Origin of the sequence: Staphylococcus equorum (genome assembly GCF_029531845.1) — a bacterium.
Classification (GTDB): domain Bacteria; phylum Bacillota; class Bacilli; order Staphylococcales; family Staphylococcaceae; genus Staphylococcus; species Staphylococcus equorum_C.
In genome coordinates this window covers 1-20,198 of record NZ_JAMBPV010000002.1, presented here as the reverse complement: position 1 = coordinate 20,198, position 20,198 = coordinate 1, and the positions used below count along the sequence as shown (strand labels likewise).

Genomic DNA, 20,198 nt, shown 5'->3' with positions numbered 1-20,198 from the left:
CTCTGTAAAATATCTTAACCCTACTATACCTTGATTTAAATAATTCTGCAAGCATTTTGCGAATATTTGTTCGCTTATATAGACGATGCCAACAACAAAAACAGAACACACGTGCTATGTTTTTGATTTTTCGTAGCCTGTAAATGCTTATTTAAACCAATTTAGTAATCGTATTAATACATAATTTTGAGTTCTGCTTTTTATTAAATTTCTTCTTTGGGTCATTTTAAAGGACTGAATTTCAAGTCGCTCATTTTCTAAAATGCCTAAATAAATTGTATCATTTTGATACATTATTGAAATGCCTACTTCTGTTTGGTACAAATCTTTAACGATATTTGCAGAGACAGAAAGTTGAGTTTCAATTGTATCATGTTCATCTATAAATTGCGTATGATGTGGTAACATACCTTGAAGCAATTGTGAGGTATTAAAATTATTCAGCCTAGAATATAATTCTCCATCTGTAACAGCGTCATATATTGCAAATGATTGATCAATTTCATCCATTAGGGATTGTTCCAGTAGTATATCATCAGACCCATAATAATATTCGCCGATACGTGATAAAATCTCTGACTTAATCGGAGCGATAAGTTGCTCACATTCGCGTTGCGTATCCCCATTTGCTGTTAATCTAATATTAACTTCATGCGTTCCAGCCAATGGTGCAATCGTAGGATTTGTTTGTCCATCTATTAAATCCATTAATACTGTTTCTACTTTAGATTCGCCGATGCCCGCAAAACGCAATAATTCTGAGAATATAGTACTTTCACCATTTAAGAAGAATGGCAAAAGTTCGTTTTTAGCCATAGGTTGCATTTCTCTTGGTGGACCTGGCAACAATACAATACGCTTTTCATCTTGATCTACTAACATACCTGGCGCCATGCCGACTTTATTTTCTAATACATGTGAACCTTCTATAACTAACGCTTGTTGGCGGTTATTTGGAGTCATTTCAATATTCTGTTCTTCGAAGAATTGTTCAATGTATTTCAAAGCATGTTCGTCAATAACTAATTCTCGGTCTAATACCTTAGCAACCGTATGTTTAGTTAGGTCATCTTTTGTTGGCCCTAAGCCACCAGTAAGTATAATAGTGTCATAATGGTTAAGTGATGCTTTAATCACTCTTTCTAATCGCTCTGGATTATCACCTATTACAGTATGTTCTACCACACTGTGTCCTACATCATTCAACAATTTTGATAAATATTGACCATTGGTATTAACTATTTGCCCTAATAATAATTCTGATCCTACTGCAATGATAGATATCTTCACAACTTCTCCTCCTCAACACTTAGTTACATGATTCACTTTATTTTATACTTTTTATGCACTTAAAAGCGAGCGCAAAATTATTTTTCGGTAAACTTAATTATAAATCTAAATTCTTCAAAAAACTAAGGATTAGATTTTTATAACTTTTAAAAAGATTCGTACATCTTAATAAATCGATTTTTGTATTATTTTGTCAAATAAAATAAAAACAGCCCAAATTTCATCATTTTGGACTGTTTTGCTATATAATAGCGCTTAATTTTTTTTAGCAAAGGTAGACATTAACACAGTTAACGTCGAGTTATTTCGCTTTAAATACATCTCTACCTTTATAGAAGTACTCAATTCCAGATAATACTGTGAAGAATACACCGATGTATAACAGAACTTGTCCTAGTTCAAAACCAATCCAAGTCGCTAAAGGATCACCTAGGAGAATCCAAACAATTGCGACCATCGTCACAGCAGTTTTAATTTTACCTAATTGCCCTGCAGCACTTACAAAACCTTGCTCAATTTGTAATAAGCGTAATCCTGTTACAGCGAATTCACGTGCAATGATAATAATCGCAACGATTGAATTTGTTAAATCAATTTGCACAAGTGCGATTAAAGCACTTGAAACGAGCAATTTATCAGCTAATGGGTCCAAGAATTTCCCCATATTTGTTACAAGTTCCCATTTTCTTGCTAAATAGCCATCAACAAAATCACTTAACGACGCGATAATAAAAATAATACCACTAATTAATAATTCTATTCTAATTTCATTGCCACCGATAAATGAAATGTCACCAAATCCAAAATCTACCAATGCAAATAGAAGAAATATTGGAATTAGTATAACTCTAAAAACAGTTATCCAATTCGGTATATTCATAAGAAGTCCTCTTTTCTTTTTTATAACTTAATCGTTGCCTTATACATTAACCGATTATAATAGTAAAACAGCTGAGACCCATAATAATGCTGTAATGATAATAACAACACTTACTATAACAGCTACTTGCAACGGTTCTTTATTCTTACTGCGATATGTTGGCTTATTTTCTTTAGAAAAAGCTTCAATCGTCTCTTGCATGCTTTCATCATTATTAGGAATTTCGTCTCTATGCGCTTTGATTAACTGCACAGAATCAATATTAACGGCTTTTGCATATTTTTTAATAAAACCTTCTGCATAATCAACCTTATTCAAAGATTCAAAATCATTATTTTCTATCAAAGTCAATGTTTGACGTTTTATCTGTGTGCGCGTTTCTAATTCATTTAAAGTCATACCTAAACGTTCTCGGCGTCCCTTTAAAGTTTGACCAACTGTGTTCACGACGTCAGTCCTCCTTGATAACTAGTCATTTTTTTATTCAAAGAAACCAAATCCGCCACCAAATTCATCATTACCAAAGTCTAGGTTGTTTTTACTTTTAACAGTTTGTTTCTTCATTTCTTCATAATGAATTTCTTGGTTTTTATTTTCTCTTAATTCAATAATATAATCAAAGTCGCTCATTTCATAATCACTTGTTTCGACAAATAAGTCAGGGTGCTCTACCACCTTGATAGACGGTAAACTCATAACTTCTTTTACTAATTCTTGGTGTTTTACATTAGATTCTCTTGCTGTGACTGCACCATCAATTATATAAACATGATTAGAATCGTATTCACCTTTAATTAATGAACTACGCACAGTTTGTTTGATTAATGTAGAACTGATGAACAACCAACGTTTATGCGCACAGACACTACCAGCAACAATAGATTCTGTCTTTCCAACTCTAGGCATACCTCTAATTCCTATTAATTTATGACCTTCTTCTTTAAATAACTCTGCCATAAAATCAACGAGCAAACCTAAATCTTCTCTTTCAAAACGAAATGTTTTTTTATCATCAGCATCTTGTTCTATGTACCTGCCATGTCTTACTGCCAATCGATCACGAAGTTCAGGCTTACGTAATTTAGTAATAGAGATATCATCAATTTCCGTGACAATATTTTCAAATCTACTCACTTTTTCTAAGTTATCAGACTTAATGAGTAAACCTCTGCGACCTTCATCAACACCATTGATTGTTACAATATTGATACCCATCATACCTAACAGACTAGATACATCACCTAATAAACCTGACCTGTTCAACGTTATCTCATATTCTAAATACCATTCTTTTTTAGTAGCTACTGTCATGAAATAAACACCCCTTAGTTTAAAAACAACGGTTATTTTATAATAGACTGGTGCTCAAGAAACATCTATTAATATCACTTTTTTTAATCATGTGATTTATTGTACTGTTATTATATCATTGAATGTTTCATAGTTGGCTTATTTTTTTACACAATATTAAAATTTATAAATACCATGCCCCATTTACTTTCTGTATCGTTCCAGTAATACTCTTTGCTAATGGATGGCATAAATAACTACACGTATGTGCAACTTCTTCAGGCGCAATCAATCTTTGTTGTGGCAGCTCTCTTGTTAATTCACTAAGTTCAGCTGCTGTCCAAACTTGAGTCATGTTGCCACTTACAAATCCAGGTGCGATAGCATTGACTGTGACATTTGTCATAGCTAACTCTTGGCTAAGTGCTTTAACAAAACTAATTTGTGCACCTTTCATAGCTGAATAAACAGTCTCCATGCTTGCGCCAGTTTCACCCCAAATAGATGAGATAACGATGATTCTACCATTGGTACTTTGTCTTAATTGATCAACAAAATATCTACTGGTTCTTATAAATTGACGCACATGTATTTGATAACTCAAATCGATCATTTCATCTGTCATATCCTGTAAATGTCCATATAAAGCTGAACCGCTAGTATAAATTAAACAATCCAAATTCTTTATAAAACCAAAAGTTTTTTCTAAGTCATTACATTGAGTTAAATCACATTGTACAAATTGTACTGACTTTTGTTCATAGCGTGTTTTTAGAATTTCTATATTTGTTTTATTATAGTGTACGATGACTTCATATCCATCCGTTAATAGACGATCGACAATTGCAGAACCAATTGTGCCAGATCCACCCATAACCAACGCTTTCATTTTATTTCATCTCCAAACGACTATCTACAACTTGAGTTAAATTTAAACATGCTTTTGCTGTTTCATTTACGCTGTCTAAAGTGATACTCTCAACAATGTCTAATAAGTCGAATAAGCTTACACCTTCAAAATAAAGTTTTGTGTATTGATTAGCAATGTACTCTGGTGAATTTAAACCTGAGATAAATTCTCCAATAAATTGTTTTTTCAATAAACTAAAGGCTTCTTCATCACTTAGTTTACCTTGTGTATTTTCTAACTCAGCTAATAATAATGCTTTCAATTTATCCGGGTATTGAGTTGCACTCGTGATAACTGAAAAACTATAAGTTGGTTCTAAAACAAATTGGTAACCAAATGTTTCATCTATTAAATCTTGATTAAGCAACTTTTGATAGAAATCTGTCTCTTCTCCAAATACCATCTCATAAAATAGTGTCATTTCTAAATCACGTTTAACATACGCTTTGTTAGGTTCATTTTTTAAAATTTCATTTTTAAAACCAAGCATTAATCTTGGTGATTGAAGTTTCATTGATTCTGTTACATTGAACTCATTAACTTCGCTTTTTTCATCTAATGCATCTCTGACAATTTGTGATTGATTCACTTTGTCCCTTTTATTTTCGTGCTCAGCAATGACCTCATAAATGTGATCTGCATCTACATCACCGACAACAAATAATACCATGTTTGATGGATGATAGAATGTTTCATAGCATAGATATAAATCGTCTTTAGTTATTTCATAAATGCTTTCAACACTACCTGCAATATCCACACGGATTGGATGTGTTTCATACATCGCCTTCAATGTATTGAACATTAGTTTATAGCCGGGTTGTTCTTGATACATTTTAATTTCTTCTTCAATGATTCCTTTTTCTTTATCAACAGTTTCTTTAGTAAAATAAGGCGTTTCTACCATCGTTAATAAACGTTTGATATTGCGGTCTACATTATCAGTAGCACTGAATAGATAGCTTGTACGATCAAAGCTGGTAAATGCGTTAACTTGAGCATTGTCTTCCGCGAAAGCAGTAAACAAGTCTTCTTCTTCATTTTCAAATAATTTATGTTCTAAAAAGTGTGCTACACCATCTGGAACTGTAACATATGTATCGGTACCATGTGGTTTAAATTTATTATCTAATGAACCAAATTGTGTTGTGTATGTTACGAAGGTTTTTTGAAATCCTTTTTTCGGGATAATAAATAACTTGAGACCATTATTTAACTCCGCTTCATAAACTTTTTCGTCTATTTGTTTATAATATTTTTCATTCATCAGTCATTACCTCCTTTCGTCAAAATGTAGATTGTATCTAATATTGTTTCTTGTGCTAATTGCTGAATCTCTGTTCTAGACACATTTTGTATACCTTCAATAAAACTTGTTTCTGACATATCTTCATCAAGTAATATATTATTATTTAAAATTTCTATAATACTTTTCGGTCTATCATGAGATTCTTGACGTTGGGAAATAATAACTTTTTTAGCTAGTTCTAATTTATCGTCATCAAACTGACCTTGTTGAAATTTTTCAAATTCAGCTATAATTGTATTTTTAGCTATTTCATATTTGTCAGCTGAAACACCACTAAGTACAAACATAAAACCGTTTTTAGCATCCATTTGAGAATGTATTGAATAAGCTAAGCTTTGCTTCTCACGTACTTCATTAAATAATACGGACGATGGATCGCCGCCGAACATGACATTTAATACGACCATAGCAAAGTATTGTGGATCTCCATATCTTGCTGGAAATTTATATCCCATATTTAATTTGGCTTGGTCCACTACATCTGTTTCAATAATTTCTTGTGGTAAATCATGAGTGAGTGGTGTTGGCACCGCTTGTGATAATTCAAATTGAAAAGGTTTAAGATCAAAATATGTTTGAATTTGTGATTTTACTGCTTGCTCATCTACATTACCTACTACATAAACCGCGCAGTAGTCATCTTGTAGCATAGATTGATATGTATGATATAAATTTTTGGGTGTTATGCCTGATATGTATTCTACTTGACCTGACGCTATATGGCGATAAGGTTGGTCTCCAAACATGTTTTTCAATAAATTTAAAAATGCAATTTGTGATTTATTATCAACTATAGCGTCTAATTTTTTTGTTAATAAAGATTTTTCTTGTGCAACAAAAGTTTCATCAAATTCGCCATCTGTAATTAACGGATTCCATATCATTTCTTTTAGTAGATCTAAACCTTTTTCAAATAATGGCGTTTGATCTTTTAAATAACGTTCATTTACGATTTCTAAAGATATTGTAATTACATGCTTGTCTTTGAATTTTGAAATAAAACTATTGACGTAAGCACCATATAATTGTGATAAGTGTTGGTTAAATGCTTTATCCGTCGGCCATTGTTTTGTCGCACGAACGAGTACTTTGCTCAATAATGAACGTGCTGTCATTGTTTCACTGTCTAATGGCGCCATAAATTTCAGTGTGATTGTGGTTGTTTTAAACTTTGCTGTTGGCATTACTTTTATATGCAAGTCATTTTGCTGTTTATCTATCTTCAAATTGTCATGCCTCGCTTTCATAATTTTGTTTTTATATTCTATTTCTAACCGTTTTAAATTTTACTAAACTACTTTTGAAATAATTAAAAGAATAAAGTATTGGTTGATCATTGTTATCATAATGTATTAATTTCAAAAGCATAAGCCCTTCATGCGGTGATGCATCTAGTACATCCGAGATATGAGGTTCGTAACTAATTGCCTCAATTTCTGTATTTGCATAGGCAACTTTTTTATTAGCATAAGCTTCAATCGCATTTAATAAAGATTCATCACTATTCTGATACTGGGCACACGTTAAATCATCAGCAGGTACTTTATCTAAGCAATATACTACTGGTTGTCGATCTGCTAGTCTGACACGCTCTATAATGGTTACAGAAGCTTTATCAGGAATATTTAATCTTAACGCATCTAATGAAGTAGCTGGTTTTTCATCTAAACTTATAAATTCTGTCCTAGCGTTAAAGCCTTGTTGTTCTATCATTTGACTAATACTTACTAGTTCACCTAAAGGATAGAAGAATGGGTGCAGTGATTTAACACTCGCACCTTCCCCTAAATTATTAGATAATACTTGCTCTGTAATCAATTCATCCACAGCATCATAAACGTCATCTGTTTTAACGTTTAGTGTTCTAGCCACTGCTAAATTACTTGGCAATGGCTCTCCGGGACTCAATTTACCTTCTTTAATTTGTTGGATCATCCACTCTTTAACTTTATACACAGAAGTAAGTTCCATATTTACACCTCATCACTATCTAAATCCACAAGTATCTGTCTAGGTTTGCTACCTTTTTGTGGTCCAATAACTTGATTCCGTTCTAAATCATCCATCAATCTTGAAGCTCGATTATAACCAATTCTAAACTGTCTTTGTAGCAAGGAAGTACTGGCTTTTTGTTGTTCAATTATAAATATATATGCTTCATCATAAAGTGAATCTTCACTTTTCATTTCTGATTTTTCAACTGGTGCATCTGGTTCCATTTCTTTAACATAATTCGCTTTTTGTTGTTCAACAACATAATTAACAATATCTTGTACCTCTTGATCGCTTAAAAATGCACCTTGTACACGTGTTCTTGTAGAACCACCATTTGCAACGTATAACATATCACCTTTACCTAGTAGCTTATCTGCACCGCCGCTATCTATAATCGTTCTAGAGTCAATTTGTGAACTCACAGCAAAAGCGATTCTTGACGGAATGTTATTTTTGATTATACCAGTTATAACATCTACAGATGGGCGTTGTGTTGCAATAATTAAGTGAATACCTGCTGCACGTGCCATTTGAGTAATACGTTGAATTGCATTTTCCACATCTTTACCTGCAACCATCATTAAGTCTGCTAATTCATCAACAATTACCACAATATACGGCAACTCAGATTTTTTCTCTTCTAGTTCCTTATTTTGTCGTCTAATTGCTTCGTTATAACCCTCAATATTTCTAGTTGAAGAATGTTGAAATAAATCGTAACGTCTTTCCATTTCAGCAACTACTTTTTCTAGTGCTTGTGACGCTTTATGTGGATTTGTCACAACAGGTATAAGCAAATGAGGTATACCGTTATATACATTCAACTCTACCATTTTTGGATCAATTAACATAAGTTTTACTTCGTGTGGCTTAGCATTAAGCAAAATACTTGTAATGATACCGTTGATACAAACTGACTTACCACTACCAGTAGAACCTGCTACGAGTAAATGTGGCATTTTATTTAATTCAACCGTAATCGGGTCACCTGAAATATCTCTACCTAATCCCACTTCTAATTTGTTTTTAGCGGGAAACTTCTCATCTAATACTTCTTTTAATGAAACGAGTGAAACTTTGTCATTCGGTACTTCTATACCGACAGCCGAACGTCCAGGTATCGGTGCTTCGATACGGATATCTTTCGCAGCTAGTGCTAAAGCAATATCATTATGTAAATTAACGATTTTACTCACTTTCACACCCTGCGCGGGTTGTATTTCATATTGCGTAACTGCTGGGCCAATTTTTATTTGGGTTACTCTAGCATTAACACCAAAGTTTTTGAGCGTTGTTTCAAGTAACTGTCCCTTTTTTTGTACTTCTGCCTTAGATGTAGCTTTTTGCTTAGCAGGTTGATTGAGCAAGGATAACGGTGGTATCGTATATGCTTCGTTTTCAACCTCACCAGCCTCAGATATAGAATTTGCGCCTTCTTCATCTGACAGTTGTTCTGCTTCATCTATCAACTGATCTAATGAAGCTTGTTCCTCTTTAGAACTTTGTTGTGATGGCGTTTGCCCATCGGCACCTTTTTGGTCTATCATCTGTTGACTACGTTTATGTTTTTTATTTTGCGTAGGTTGAGTGCTGTCATCATCATTATCACCATGACCATATATAGGTATGGATTGTTGTTCAGTAGTTGAACTTGAAACTTCAGGCAAATCACTTACATCTTTAACTTTATTATGTGATTCATCCTGAGTAGCTGCTTGTTGTGCTTGCAATTTAGCTTTTTTCTCTGCTTTCACACGCGTTTTAGCATCTTTTTTAATTTTATTTTGTTTTCTTTTTTCTCTTAAGTTTACTGAAGCATCTTGACTTTTAATTTTCATCTTTTCAAATACAATTTTCGACACATCACGGTGACTTTGTTTTAAAAGTAAAATTGCACTTGAAGCAATCAATAAAATTGTCACAATAATAATACCAACAATAGAAATTAAAGGAGTGAATAAAGTTAATAAATAATATCCTATTAATCCTCCACCAAAATTAGGGAAGTTTGTCTGTTCATAAGCCTTATAGACAAATGACAATACCGGTTCTCTCTGAGCTTGTGCATTATTAGTAAAGTAAAAAATAATTTGTGTCACTAACAATAGTGCGAATTGTAATATAAAAGCACCAACTGTGCGTCTTGTCTTTGGCAAGGCTTTATAATAAGTGATAAATATTGTGCCTATAAACAGTAATATATATGTTAAGAAACGGCTATTACCGAATAAATAGTTCAAGAAACTATCTATCATTGTTCCAATAATTCCAAGTTGAAACGCGCCTAGTACAATTAATACAAAGCCGATAATAGCAAAAACGTATCTCATAGGGCTGTCGCTTTGTTTTTTCTTTTTATTTGTTGCTTTCTTTCTTGTATTTGTTGGTTTTCTCTTAGTTGTAGTTCTCTTTTTTGTTTGTGCCACGCTCCACACCTACTTTTCTAACTCTGATTTCAATTTTATTTTAGTTATATACCCTTTTATTGTGATGTAAGTCACTGTTATTTATCGTAAAAAATATGTATTTAGGTTTTTTATATCAGTACTATTGTATAAATAAAGTATATTTGTATTCTATAATAACATAAAAGAGGTAAGACAATGTTCGCTTTGAGTGGATTTAAAGGTTGCTTGCATGTCATATTTAAGATATAACAATAGAACTGCAATCTACTTTTAAATATGTTTACCTAAGCGTTTGTCTTAACCTCTTTGTTTAGTATGGAAACTATTAAATTTCAGAAATAACTGGAATAATCATTGGACGACGTTTCGTATTTTCAAATAATAATTTACTAATTTGATCACGCATACTTTGTTTGATTTCAGACCATTCAATTCGTTTCTCTTGTAGTCCTAGTTCAACGATTTCACGCACTTTTTCTTCAGCTTCATTTAGTAAAGCTTCACTTTCTCTGACATAAACGAAACCTCTAGATTGAATTTCTGGTCCAGCTGCAATTCGTCTATTTTTCGGATCAAGTGTTACGACCGCAATAAAGATACCATCTTCTGCTAATAAATGACGATCTCTTAGAACGATATTTCCTACGTCTCCAACACCAATACCATCGATAAGTACGTTACCAAAATTCACTTTTTCATTTAAAATCATTTCGTCACCATCATAGTTAACAACATCACCCTTTTCTACAAGGAAGATTTTCTCAGGTTGTACGCCCGATTCATTTGCTAATTTTGCATGAGCAATTTGCATTTTAAATTCACCATTTACTGGTATAAAGTATTCTGGTTTCATAATGTTGATCATCATCTTCAATTCTTCCATGCAACCATGACTTGAAGTGTGTATTTTTTTGCTACTAGGTAAGATTTCTGCACCAGCACGCGCTAATTCATTAAGCGTGTTACCAACGATGACTTCCATACTTGCAGAAGCAGTAATTGCTAGAAATACAGAATCCCCTTGTTCAATATTCATTATTTTATGTTTCTTTTGAGCCATTTGACTTAATGCTTCTACTGGTTCGCCTTGCATACCAGTTGCAATAATAATAACTTCATTTTTAGGATGATTTTCAACTTCATTAATTGGAATTAATAAGTCCTTAGAAATATCAAAATAACCCATCTTTCTAGCAATATTGAATGAACTTTCTAATGAACGACCTAGGAAAGAAACTTTTCTATTCAATCTCTGAGCCAAATTCAATACTTGTTGAATACGTATAAAATTCGATGCGTAACAAGAAACAATTAATCTGCCTTTTACTTTGGTAAACGCATCATACATATGTGATTCAATTACATTTTCTGGTGTATTATAACCTGGCTTTTCCGCCTCAGTGGAATCACTGATGAGCGCAAATACACCTGCTTCACCTATTTCAGTCATTTTTTTCAAGTCTGGTGCGTAATGACCTTGAAGACTTTGGTCAAATTTAAATTCACCAGTATACACGATAGCACCATACGATGTATGAATACATACGCCTAAACTATCTGGGATACTATGCGTTGTATTGAAAAATGTAATGTTTACCCCTTTAAAACGCATAACTGATTCATTATTTACAGTATAGTATCTTACTTTTTTATTAACATTACGTGCTTTCATATTTTCTTTAACTAACGCAATTGTCAATTTAGAACCGTATACAGGTGCATCTACTTGTTCTAATACATATGTGACAGCCCCGATAGCGTGTTCGTGACCATGCGTTAAAAATATACCTTTTAATTTATCTTTATTTTCAATGACATATTGAATATCAGGAATAACAATGTCCACACCTAGCATTTCATCTTCTGGGAACATCAGTCCTGCATCTAACATGAACATTTCATCGTCTACTTCAACGACATACATATTTTTCGCAATTTCTCCAACTCCGCCAAGTGGAATTATACGAATATTTTTATTTTTTTTCTTAATTAAACTCAAAATGTTACCTCCTATTTAAATTCCCGTCCATATATAAACTCATAGTATATTATAAGTTAAAATAGGCTTTATGTACACTATTAAAGTAATTACTATAAATAGTTCGGGATTGATATCAATAATTCAACAATTACTTATAAATCGTCGCTAAATCCTATGTTTTGTTTTATATTTTCATATTCACGTTTTTACTACAACAGAAACTATGAATTCAATAAAAATTAAACTTTAGTCTTATACACTTATGTATTCAATGATTCTGCTAGTATTTGCACTTGAATTAAATAAAAAAAGAAACCAGTATACTCTGATATGAAAACTGTTTAAAAATAGAACAGGAAACATTCTATCGTAACGCGATTCATATCATTTACTAGTTTCTAATAAAATTCAATTTTATTTAATATTAATTTGATAAAAGCACTTTATGAGACGCATTGACGCGACCTTGTTTATCAATTTCTGTTACTTTTATTTTAAATGTATCTCCAATTTTCAATACATCTTCAACTTTATCAATACGTTCATTTGCAATTTGTGAAATATGAACTAATGCATCTTTACCAGGGAACAATTCAACAAATGCACCATATTTTTCAATACGTTTCACTTTGCCTTCATATACTTGGCCAACTTCAGCTTCACGCGTAATGTCTTCTATGATACTACGTGCTTCAGCAATTGCATCTTTATCAACTGCACCTATAAAGATTGTACCATCTTGTTCAATATCAAGTTTTACGCCTGTTTGATCAATAATTTCATTAATTTTCTTACCACCAGGTCCAATAACATCTCTGATTTTTTCAGGTTTGATTGTCATCGTAACGACTTTAGGTGCAAATGCACTTAACTCACCGCGTGTTGTATCAATTGTTTGTAGCATATGGTCTAAAATAGCTAAACGACCTTCTCGAGCTTGATCTAAAGCTTCTCTAATAATTTCTCTTGTTAGACCATCAATTTTTATATCCATTTGTATTGCAGTGATACCTTCAGGCGTACCTGCTACTTTAAAGTCCATATCACCTAAAGCATCTTCCATACCTTGAATATCCGTTAAAATAGTGTAACTATCATCACGTGTTACTAATCCCATAGCAATACCAGCTACTGGCGCTTTAATAGGAACACCTGCATCCATTAATGCTAACGTAGAACCACAAATTGACGCTTGTGAAGATGAACCATTGGATTCTAATACTTCACTCACAATTCTTACAGTATAAGGGAAATCTTTAGTATCTGGAATAACATGACTCAATGCACGTTCACCTAAAGCACCGTGACCAATTTCACGACGTCCTGGAGAACGAACTGGACCTGTTTCACCAACTGAATAGTTAGGGAAATTATAATGATGCATGAAACGTTTTTGTTGTTCCTCGCCAAGACCATCAAGAATTTGATACTCGCTCATTGAACCTAATGTTAAAACAGATAGTGCTTGTGTTTGACCTCGAGTAAATAAGCCAGAACCATGTACTCGTGGTAATACGCCAACTTCTGATTCTAGTGGACGAATTTCATCTGATTTACGACCATCAGGTCTAATTTTTTCTTCGGCGATTAATCTTCTTACTTCTTCTTTTACTAAACTATTTAAAATGCCATGAACATCTTTAATTAGAGCAGCATTATTAGCATCTTCTTCATCAATAAATTCTGCAACCACTTTTTCTTTTAATGTATCAAGATTGATATCACGTTGTTGTTTATCAAACGTTAATACAGCTTCTTTCAAACCATTGGCTTCAGTAAGCTGTTTCACTTTTTCTGCAAGTGTTTCGTCTTGTTCAACAGGTGTGAATGGTTTTTTCACTGGTTGGATGTGATCAACGATTTCTTGTTGAAAATTAACTAAACGTTGTATTTCATTATGACCAAAGAAGATTCCCTCAAGCATTTCACTTTCAGTAATTTCACTTGCGCCTGCTTCAACCATGTTTACTGCATCTTTATGTCCAGCAACTTCTAAATCAAGACGCGATACTTCTTTCTGTGCAACAGTTGGGTTAATAACATATTCACCATCAACATAGCCTACGTTCACACCAGCAATAGGTCCTTGGAATGGAATATCCGAGACACTAAGTGCCATAGATGAACCAATCATTGCTGCCATTTCTGGAGAGCAGTCAGGGTCAGCACTTAATACTGTATTCATGATTTGTACATCATGTTTATATCCTTTAGGGAAAAGTGGACGGATTGGTCTATCAATTAAGCGCGCAGTTAATGTTGCTTCGTCGCTTGGACGCCCCTCACGTTTTTTAAATCCACCAGGAATTTTTCCTGCTGCATACATTTTTTCTTCATAATTTACCATTAATGGGAAAAAGTCAACATCGCGTGGTTCTTTTGAAGCTACTGCAGTAGATAATACTACTGTATCGCCATAACGAACTAACACGGCACCGTTAGCTTGTTTAGCAAGTTGCCCTGTTTCAATCGTTAATGATCTATTTGCCCATTCAGTTTTAAAAACTTTTTTCTCTTGAGACATTACGAATCTCCTCTCATATATCTATTAGTTATATCATATCATTTCTTAGAAAAATTTTATATTAGTATATTACTTTTTAAATAATATGCTTTCTAGATTATAAAAAAGGGAAAGGACCCTAAAGGTTCTTTCCCTATCAATATCCATATTAAAATTAACGACGGATACCTAATGATTTAATTAATTCACGGTAACGTTGTACATCTTTGTCACGTAAATAGTTAAGTAAATGTCTACGACGACCTACCATTTTTAATAGTCCACGACGTGAATGGTGATCTTTCGTGTGTTGACGTAAATGTTCGTTTAATGTAGTGATTTCTTCAGTTAACACAGCGATTTGTACTTCTGGAGATCCAGTATCCGCTTCGTGTGTACGGTATTCTTTAATTAGTTCATTTTTACGTTCTTGTGAAATTGCCATAGTCAATTTCCTCCTTTTATTTTTATGCGCCTTTAACCGAGCGAACCGTTGGAGACTCGGACTGCCAAGATAAAGGTGCCTTAAATGTGTAAAACACATTCGACTTAAATATTATATGATATTTCGTCTCCAAAATCAACCGATAATAAGTATTTCGCTTTTTCTTTATCTTTATTCATTTGTTCTACTAAAGGATCTATACCATCAAATTTAATTTCTGGTCTCAAATAATGGTGCCAAAATACAGTGACACGCTCTCCATAAATATTTTCATTAAAATCAAATAAATTCACTTCTATGACTACCTGGGCTTTAGAGGGGTCATGAAATGTTGGTTTCACACCAACATTTGCGACACCTCGATATACCTTTTTATTCGCCCCAATTTCCATACTTACTGCGTAAACACCATTTTTAGGCAAAACATAATCCCCACTTGGTTGAACATTTGCTGTAGGAAATCCAATTGTCCTACCTCGTTTTTCACCCTGAACAACTGTACCTTTAATACGATAGCGATAATCTAATTCTTCATTAGCCTTTTGTAAGTCACCCATTTTAAGTGCTTTTCTAATTTCAGTTGTTGAAATTTTTTCGGATTCTATTTCTTGCTTACTTACAACAGTCGTATTAAATTCAGTCATTTCATTTAATATCATCATATTACCTTTACCAAATTTGCCAAATGTAAAATCAAAACCAGCTACTACTTCTTTAACATTATTTTTTATAATGTACTCTTCTATGAAAGTTTCCGCGGGTACATTTGCAAATTTTGAAGAAAAATTAATAACGATACAATAATCTATACCATAAGACTCCAATATTTCAACTTTATCTTGTATTGGTGTTAAATAATCAGTACGTTTACGTTCAGGATTTAGAACTACCGAAGGGTGCGGATCAAATGTCATCACAGCTTTTTTTAAATTTGCTGATTTTGCTTTTTGATCTAAAGTATCAAATACTTTCGCGTGTCCCTTATGCATGCCATCAAAAAAACCAAAAGCCATGGCAACGTCTTCTGTTATATATTGATCTGCTTGAATTGGATGAGCTACTTCTATCACTTTCATGCGTATTTCTCCTTTAGTTAAATACCTTCTTAGGCTTAATTTCGTCTTTTTTTTCTGGATGTGGCGCATAAATTGCTAAGACTTTATTATCTGTAGCATCTATCAATGCCACAAGCGTATCTATTGTTTCTGTGAATTCATTTTTATAAAATTTTTGGCCATTTAAAATTTTGCTTTTTACTACTGCATCTGAAATCAAAATTTGTTTTAAACCTTTTAATCCATATTCTATCGGAAATAACTTTTCTTGTAACGCGTCATGCTCATGTAATTCTGCAACGTCACTTAATGTAAGGCTTTCCTCTACATCAAATCCACCACTTTGAATTCTAGTTAATTTTGACATATGGGCTGGGTATGCTAAGGCTTTTCCAATATCTGTTGCTAAAGTTCTGATGTATGTTCCTTTACCACATTCAACTAAAATATCGAAATGGCAACTTTCATCTTCAAAGTGTAGCTCAGATGTGCGTTTAATATGCATAATATTAACTTGTCGCTCTGGTCTTTCTACTTCTTCGTTGTTCCTTGCATATTCGTATAATTTTTTACCATTCACTTTTACTGATGAGTACATCGGTGGTATTTGAGTAATCGTTCCTTCAAATTGATTCAATATTTGATCAATGTCCTGACTTGTAATTTCACCTTGAAAAATTGTCATTCGCTCAAGGATTTCACCTGTTTGATCTTCAGTAGTTGTACTACTTCCAATTGTAACAGTCGCTTTGTAAGATTTCCCCATATCCATAATGTAATCACTGACTTTAGTTGCACCACCAATGCATATAGGTAAAACGCCTGATACTTCTGGGTCTAAAGTGCCAGTATGTCCAACTTTTTTTGTTTTTAAAATTTTCCTCAATTTAAATACTACATCATGGCTTGTTAAACCACGTTCTTTATATATAGGTAAAATACCGTTATACATCTTTACGCCACCTTTAATACTCTTTTTTACATTACTCTCATATTAACATGACTCAGCTTGTTTTGGGTTATGTAAAAAAGCTGAAACATAAAATCTACAAAGATTTTGTTCCAGCTTGGTATCATAATTAATCTTTTTTATGCAAATCTTGAATCATTCTTTCAATTTTATTTCCGTAATCAATTGATTCATCATATTCAAAATTCAATTCAGGAATAATTCGTAATCTCATTCTTGAACCTAATTCAGATTTTATAAAACCTTTTGCTTTTTCTAACCCTTTAAAAGTATCTTCTTTTTGCTTTTCATTACCTAATACTGTTAAATAGATCGTTGCTATTGATAAATCATTTGTTAATTGCACATCTGTAATCGTTAAAAATCCGATTCTTGGGTCTTTGACTTTGTTATTAGCGATATCCATAATTTCTTGTTTCATCTGTTCGCCAACACGCTCAGCTCTCATATTCATTATATTCACCTCACACTTTTTATTTGTCCGGGAAATGTTTCCTTACTTAAAGATTATATGACAGTTCATTTCATAACGTCAAACAAATTTATTATTTCAGTTGGTTATATCTTTCAAACTTTCGTTCGACCTCTGTACATTTTATATTGTACAGCATTAACAAAAAATAAATATTTTATGACACTTAGGCATTATTTTAATTCCTAACTGTTATATTATGAAACATTTTTTCATTAATAGGCAATAAAAACTATTTTAAATTTCTCAAGTGTTTAATATGATGCTCAACTGTTATTTTAAGTGTATTTTCTGACATACAAATACCTTGCCTAATTTTATAAATGTTTTTTATAAAGTTTCACACATTATATAAATTGTAATGTTATACTATAAGACAACTTAATAATTAAATTTATTTATTTTTAGGAGTTGTGAATGATTGGAAAAACCAGAAAGACTTTTATATATTTATACTCGCTTTTTAAATGGAAAAAAACTCAATAAAGAAGAACTCGCCCAGCGACTTAATGTCAACGTTCGTTCCATTCAACGGGATTTTAGTGATATTAATAATTTTTTATACGAAGATAATGAGTGGCATGGGCTTGATGGGGAAATAATATACGATAATAATTTTGAAAAACATTGTTTAAGAATCGACAGATATAAATTTAAAAATAATAGATTGCTTAACTTGCTATTTAGATTAAAAAATTTCACACCGATAATACATGAAGATACTTATAATCTTATCAGAGGCCTGAATGCAAACTCTAATCTTGCTGAAAAAATTCTATCTAACAAACTCTTAAGCCAATTCAAAATCACTCGTGAAATGAGCAAAACCACATTAATTTTTAGGCTCCAACTGGCAATTGAAAATAATAACTTTGTTGCAATACATATAAGTCACAATTTAACTATAAAAGTAATACCTATATATACGAGATATTTTTCAAACAAATACTGGTTTACTTATTTGTACCAAGGGAAAGTCTACATATTGAAATTATCTTCAATTATAAATATCGATCAACTTGATGAAGTGTTTGATAAAGCTATTTTTTCAAATATCCAGTGCGTAACCATGCACATTAAAGATCCTATTTGGCCAGAGATACAAAGACAGTTCATTATAATAGATACAACTGAAAGTAACCTAGGAACTAATGCAAATATTATTATTTCAAAAAAAGAAAGTATTCAGATTGCATATGAGTATCCACAGTATATTACAATAATGGAACCTCAACATTATGTAGATGAATTCAAAGCACATATCCAAACTTTATTTAAAAACTATAATATTTAAAAAAGCCTGTGCTCAACTTAGCTGTCGTCTACGTTGAGCACAGGCTTTTTATAAATCAATCTTTCAGCGTTGATGTTCTACATTTTTTGCAATGCGTTTATTTTTCTATAAAAATCTGAATTACCTTTTTCTCGTTTTTCCTTTTGCTCTTTATTCCAGTTATAATATTCTATTTTACTCAATTCTTGTTTCTTTCTTAAACGTGTTTTATGTTCTTGATAACTTAACACATTACATAAAGTAACATGCCGATTTTGTTTTGAAGAAAGTACAAATAAATGGTCAATTAAATATTCACATAACGAACTATGAGCAAAGTTTTTCAGAATCGAAATATATAATTCTTCCTCACTAACAAGATATATGCGATGTTTATCATCGTTTAAAAGTTTCAACAACAGATCAAAACTCATTCGTTGAGAAGGTAATCCATGTTTAAATGTTAAAAAATCTTTTGGTATTCCTGCAGTATGCCCCGATTGATAAGGGAAAAAATTAAGTACCATAACTCTATTCGGATCAATATTAAAACGTTTTAAAGTTGAAGAAGCGTTATATAAATATTTCATAAACCATCTATGTCTATCTACATAGGGTAAGAATAACTTCTTTCCATCAAATGTTAATCTACCTTGTATATCCAATAATATCCTTCTGCGATAATCTATCGCAACAGATTCCGGTAAGTCTGGTTCATACATTTTAAAATCATTTTCAGGTTGTTTTTTTAATATAACAATATCAGCTAAAGTAGGGTTCCCAAAATATGGTCTAGCTATCGCAGGGTTTATTTCTGCGTTTTCTAATAAAATTCTTTGTCTATTTTTATCAATAATTATTTTTCCATTTGCAAAATCTATCATTTTTTTAAATCTAGGTATTTCAGCAAAGTTATTCCCAAAATGCTCTTGAAAATACGCTAAATCCTGTGGATGCAAAAATGCTGTCGTATCACCATTTTTTATAATTTGTTCCAATGTGTTTTGATCATAAATAGAGTTATATTGCTTCAAATATTCTTGCCAGAATTCATTTATCTCCCTTAAATATTCACTCATCCTTTATAACCTCCTGTTTCATTTAATTGTAATTAAGTACATAGACAGAGAGTGTCAGTAATATAGTTATCCCAAAATTTCACTATAATATTTTTACTTATTCGCAACCAAATAAATACATATGGTATAAAAAAATCATATGCCATCCTTTTTAATATTCAATTTAATTATTGTGAAAATTGTTCTATTCAAGAGTTTTTCTTCAATTTGATTTTTAAAGTAAGCTACATCATTACGAGGAATTAAAATCTCTATTTCTATTCGAAGTTGTTAAATGAGTCATGTTATATTTTAATTCATACATTTTATCGCTAGTTTTATATATAATAATATCATTA

16 protein-coding genes and 2 pseudogenes are annotated in these 20,198 nt (G+C 32.2%); 1 reads left to right on the top strand and 17 read right to left on the bottom strand.

The genetic code is table 11. From position 1 onward, the window contains the following. Nucleotides 1-147 precede the first annotated feature (147 nt). From M4L39_RS02400 to rbfA, 16 genes and pseudogenes are all read right to left on the bottom strand, one after another. On the bottom strand, nucleotides 148-1,290 hold the full coding sequence (locus M4L39_RS02400; RefSeq protein WP_277580583.1) for a CinA family nicotinamide mononucleotide deamidase-related protein: 1,143 nt from the start codon (nucleotides 1,288-1,290) through the stop codon (nucleotides 148-150). Between the two features lie 301 nt (nucleotides 1,291-1,591). Continuing rightward, nucleotides 1,592-2,170 carry a CDP-diacylglycerol--glycerol-3-phosphate 3-phosphatidyltransferase gene (gene pgsA, locus M4L39_RS02395; RefSeq protein WP_277580582.1) on the bottom strand — a complete coding sequence of 193 codons (579 nt, stop codon included), beginning with the start codon at nucleotides 2,168-2,170 and terminating at the stop codon, nucleotides 1,592-1,594. Between the two features lie 54 nt (nucleotides 2,171-2,224). Beyond that, nucleotides 2,225-2,617: a helix-turn-helix domain-containing protein gene (locus M4L39_RS02390; RefSeq protein ID WP_277580581.1), complete on the bottom strand. Its 393-nt coding sequence runs from the start codon at nucleotides 2,615-2,617 to the stop codon at nucleotides 2,225-2,227. Between the two features lie 33 nt (nucleotides 2,618-2,650). Continuing rightward, entirely contained in the window at nucleotides 2,651-3,481 is an 831-nt protein-coding gene (locus tag M4L39_RS02385; protein WP_277580580.1) for a YmfK family protein, read from the bottom strand. A 163-nt stretch (nucleotides 3,482-3,644) separates the two neighbouring features. Next, a complete protein-coding gene (gene ymfI, locus M4L39_RS02380; RefSeq protein ID WP_277580579.1) occupies nucleotides 3,645-4,349 on the bottom strand; it encodes an elongation factor P 5-aminopentanone reductase in 705 nt (234 codons plus the stop codon). 1 nt (nucleotide 4,350) lies between these two features. Beyond that, nucleotides 4,351-5,637: an EF-P 5-aminopentanol modification-associated protein YfmH gene (gene yfmH / locus M4L39_RS02375; RefSeq protein ID WP_277580578.1), complete on the bottom strand. Its 1,287-nt coding sequence runs from the start codon at nucleotides 5,635-5,637 to the stop codon at nucleotides 4,351-4,353. Further along, a complete protein-coding gene (gene yfmF / locus M4L39_RS02370; protein ID WP_277580577.1) occupies nucleotides 5,637-6,926 on the bottom strand; it encodes an EF-P 5-aminopentanol modification-associated protein YfmF in 1,290 nt (429 codons plus the stop codon). The genes yfmH and yfmF overlap by 1 nt, the downstream gene beginning before the upstream one ends. 10 nt (nucleotides 6,927-6,936) lie before the next feature. Further along, complete coding sequence (locus M4L39_RS02365) at nucleotides 6,937-7,650, bottom strand: GntR family transcriptional regulator (protein ID WP_277580576.1); 714 nt, start codon at nucleotides 7,648-7,650, stop codon at nucleotides 6,937-6,939. A gap of 2 nt (nucleotides 7,651-7,652) precedes the next feature. Next, nucleotides 7,653-9,119: pseudogene (locus tag M4L39_RS14585) on the bottom strand (DNA translocase FtsK); the annotation flags it as partial. Between the two features lie 234 nt (nucleotides 9,120-9,353). After that, a pseudogene (locus M4L39_RS14580) lies at nucleotides 9,354-10,100 on the bottom strand (cell division protein FtsK); the annotation flags it as partial. A 307-nt stretch (nucleotides 10,101-10,407) separates the two neighbouring features. Next, nucleotides 10,408-12,081 carry a ribonuclease J2 gene (gene rnjB / locus M4L39_RS02355; RefSeq protein WP_277580574.1) on the bottom strand — a complete coding sequence of 558 codons (1,674 nt, stop codon included), beginning with the start codon at nucleotides 12,079-12,081 and terminating at the stop codon, nucleotides 10,408-10,410. A 406-nt stretch (nucleotides 12,082-12,487) separates the two neighbouring features. Beyond that, nucleotides 12,488-14,587: a polyribonucleotide nucleotidyltransferase gene (gene pnp / locus M4L39_RS02350; RefSeq protein WP_277580573.1), complete on the bottom strand. Its 2,100-nt coding sequence runs from the start codon at nucleotides 14,585-14,587 to the stop codon at nucleotides 12,488-12,490. A 154-nt stretch (nucleotides 14,588-14,741) separates the two neighbouring features. Further along, nucleotides 14,742-15,011 (bottom strand): 30S ribosomal protein S15, encoded by a 270-nt coding sequence (gene rpsO, locus M4L39_RS02345; RefSeq protein WP_021338745.1) that lies wholly within the window; start codon nucleotides 15,009-15,011, stop codon nucleotides 14,742-14,744. 104 nt (nucleotides 15,012-15,115) lie between these two features. Continuing rightward, on the bottom strand, nucleotides 15,116-16,087 hold the full coding sequence (locus M4L39_RS02340; RefSeq protein WP_277580572.1) for a bifunctional riboflavin kinase/FAD synthetase: 972 nt from the start codon (nucleotides 16,085-16,087) through the stop codon (nucleotides 15,116-15,118). A 13-nt stretch (nucleotides 16,088-16,100) separates the two neighbouring features. Beyond that, on the bottom strand, nucleotides 16,101-17,018 hold the full coding sequence (gene truB, locus M4L39_RS02335; protein ID WP_277580571.1) for a tRNA pseudouridine(55) synthase TruB: 918 nt from the start codon (nucleotides 17,016-17,018) through the stop codon (nucleotides 16,101-16,103). A 127-nt stretch (nucleotides 17,019-17,145) separates the two neighbouring features. After that, nucleotides 17,146-17,493: a 30S ribosome-binding factor RbfA gene (rbfA, locus tag M4L39_RS02330; RefSeq protein WP_031265894.1), complete on the bottom strand. Its 348-nt coding sequence runs from the start codon at nucleotides 17,491-17,493 to the stop codon at nucleotides 17,146-17,148. Nucleotides 17,494-17,929: 436 nt separating this feature from the next. Between rbfA and M4L39_RS02325 the strand changes: the two genes are divergently transcribed. Beyond that, complete coding sequence (locus M4L39_RS02325; RefSeq protein ID WP_277580570.1) at nucleotides 17,930-18,802, top strand: HTH domain-containing protein; 873 nt, start codon at nucleotides 17,930-17,932, stop codon at nucleotides 18,800-18,802. Nucleotides 18,803-18,879: 77 nt separating this feature from the next. On the opposite strand, the gene M4L39_RS02320 is transcribed toward M4L39_RS02325, so the two are convergent. After that, a complete protein-coding gene (locus M4L39_RS02320; RefSeq protein WP_277580569.1) occupies nucleotides 18,880-19,860 on the bottom strand; it encodes a hypothetical protein in 981 nt (326 codons plus the stop codon). Between the last annotated feature and the right edge of the window lie 338 nt (nucleotides 19,861-20,198).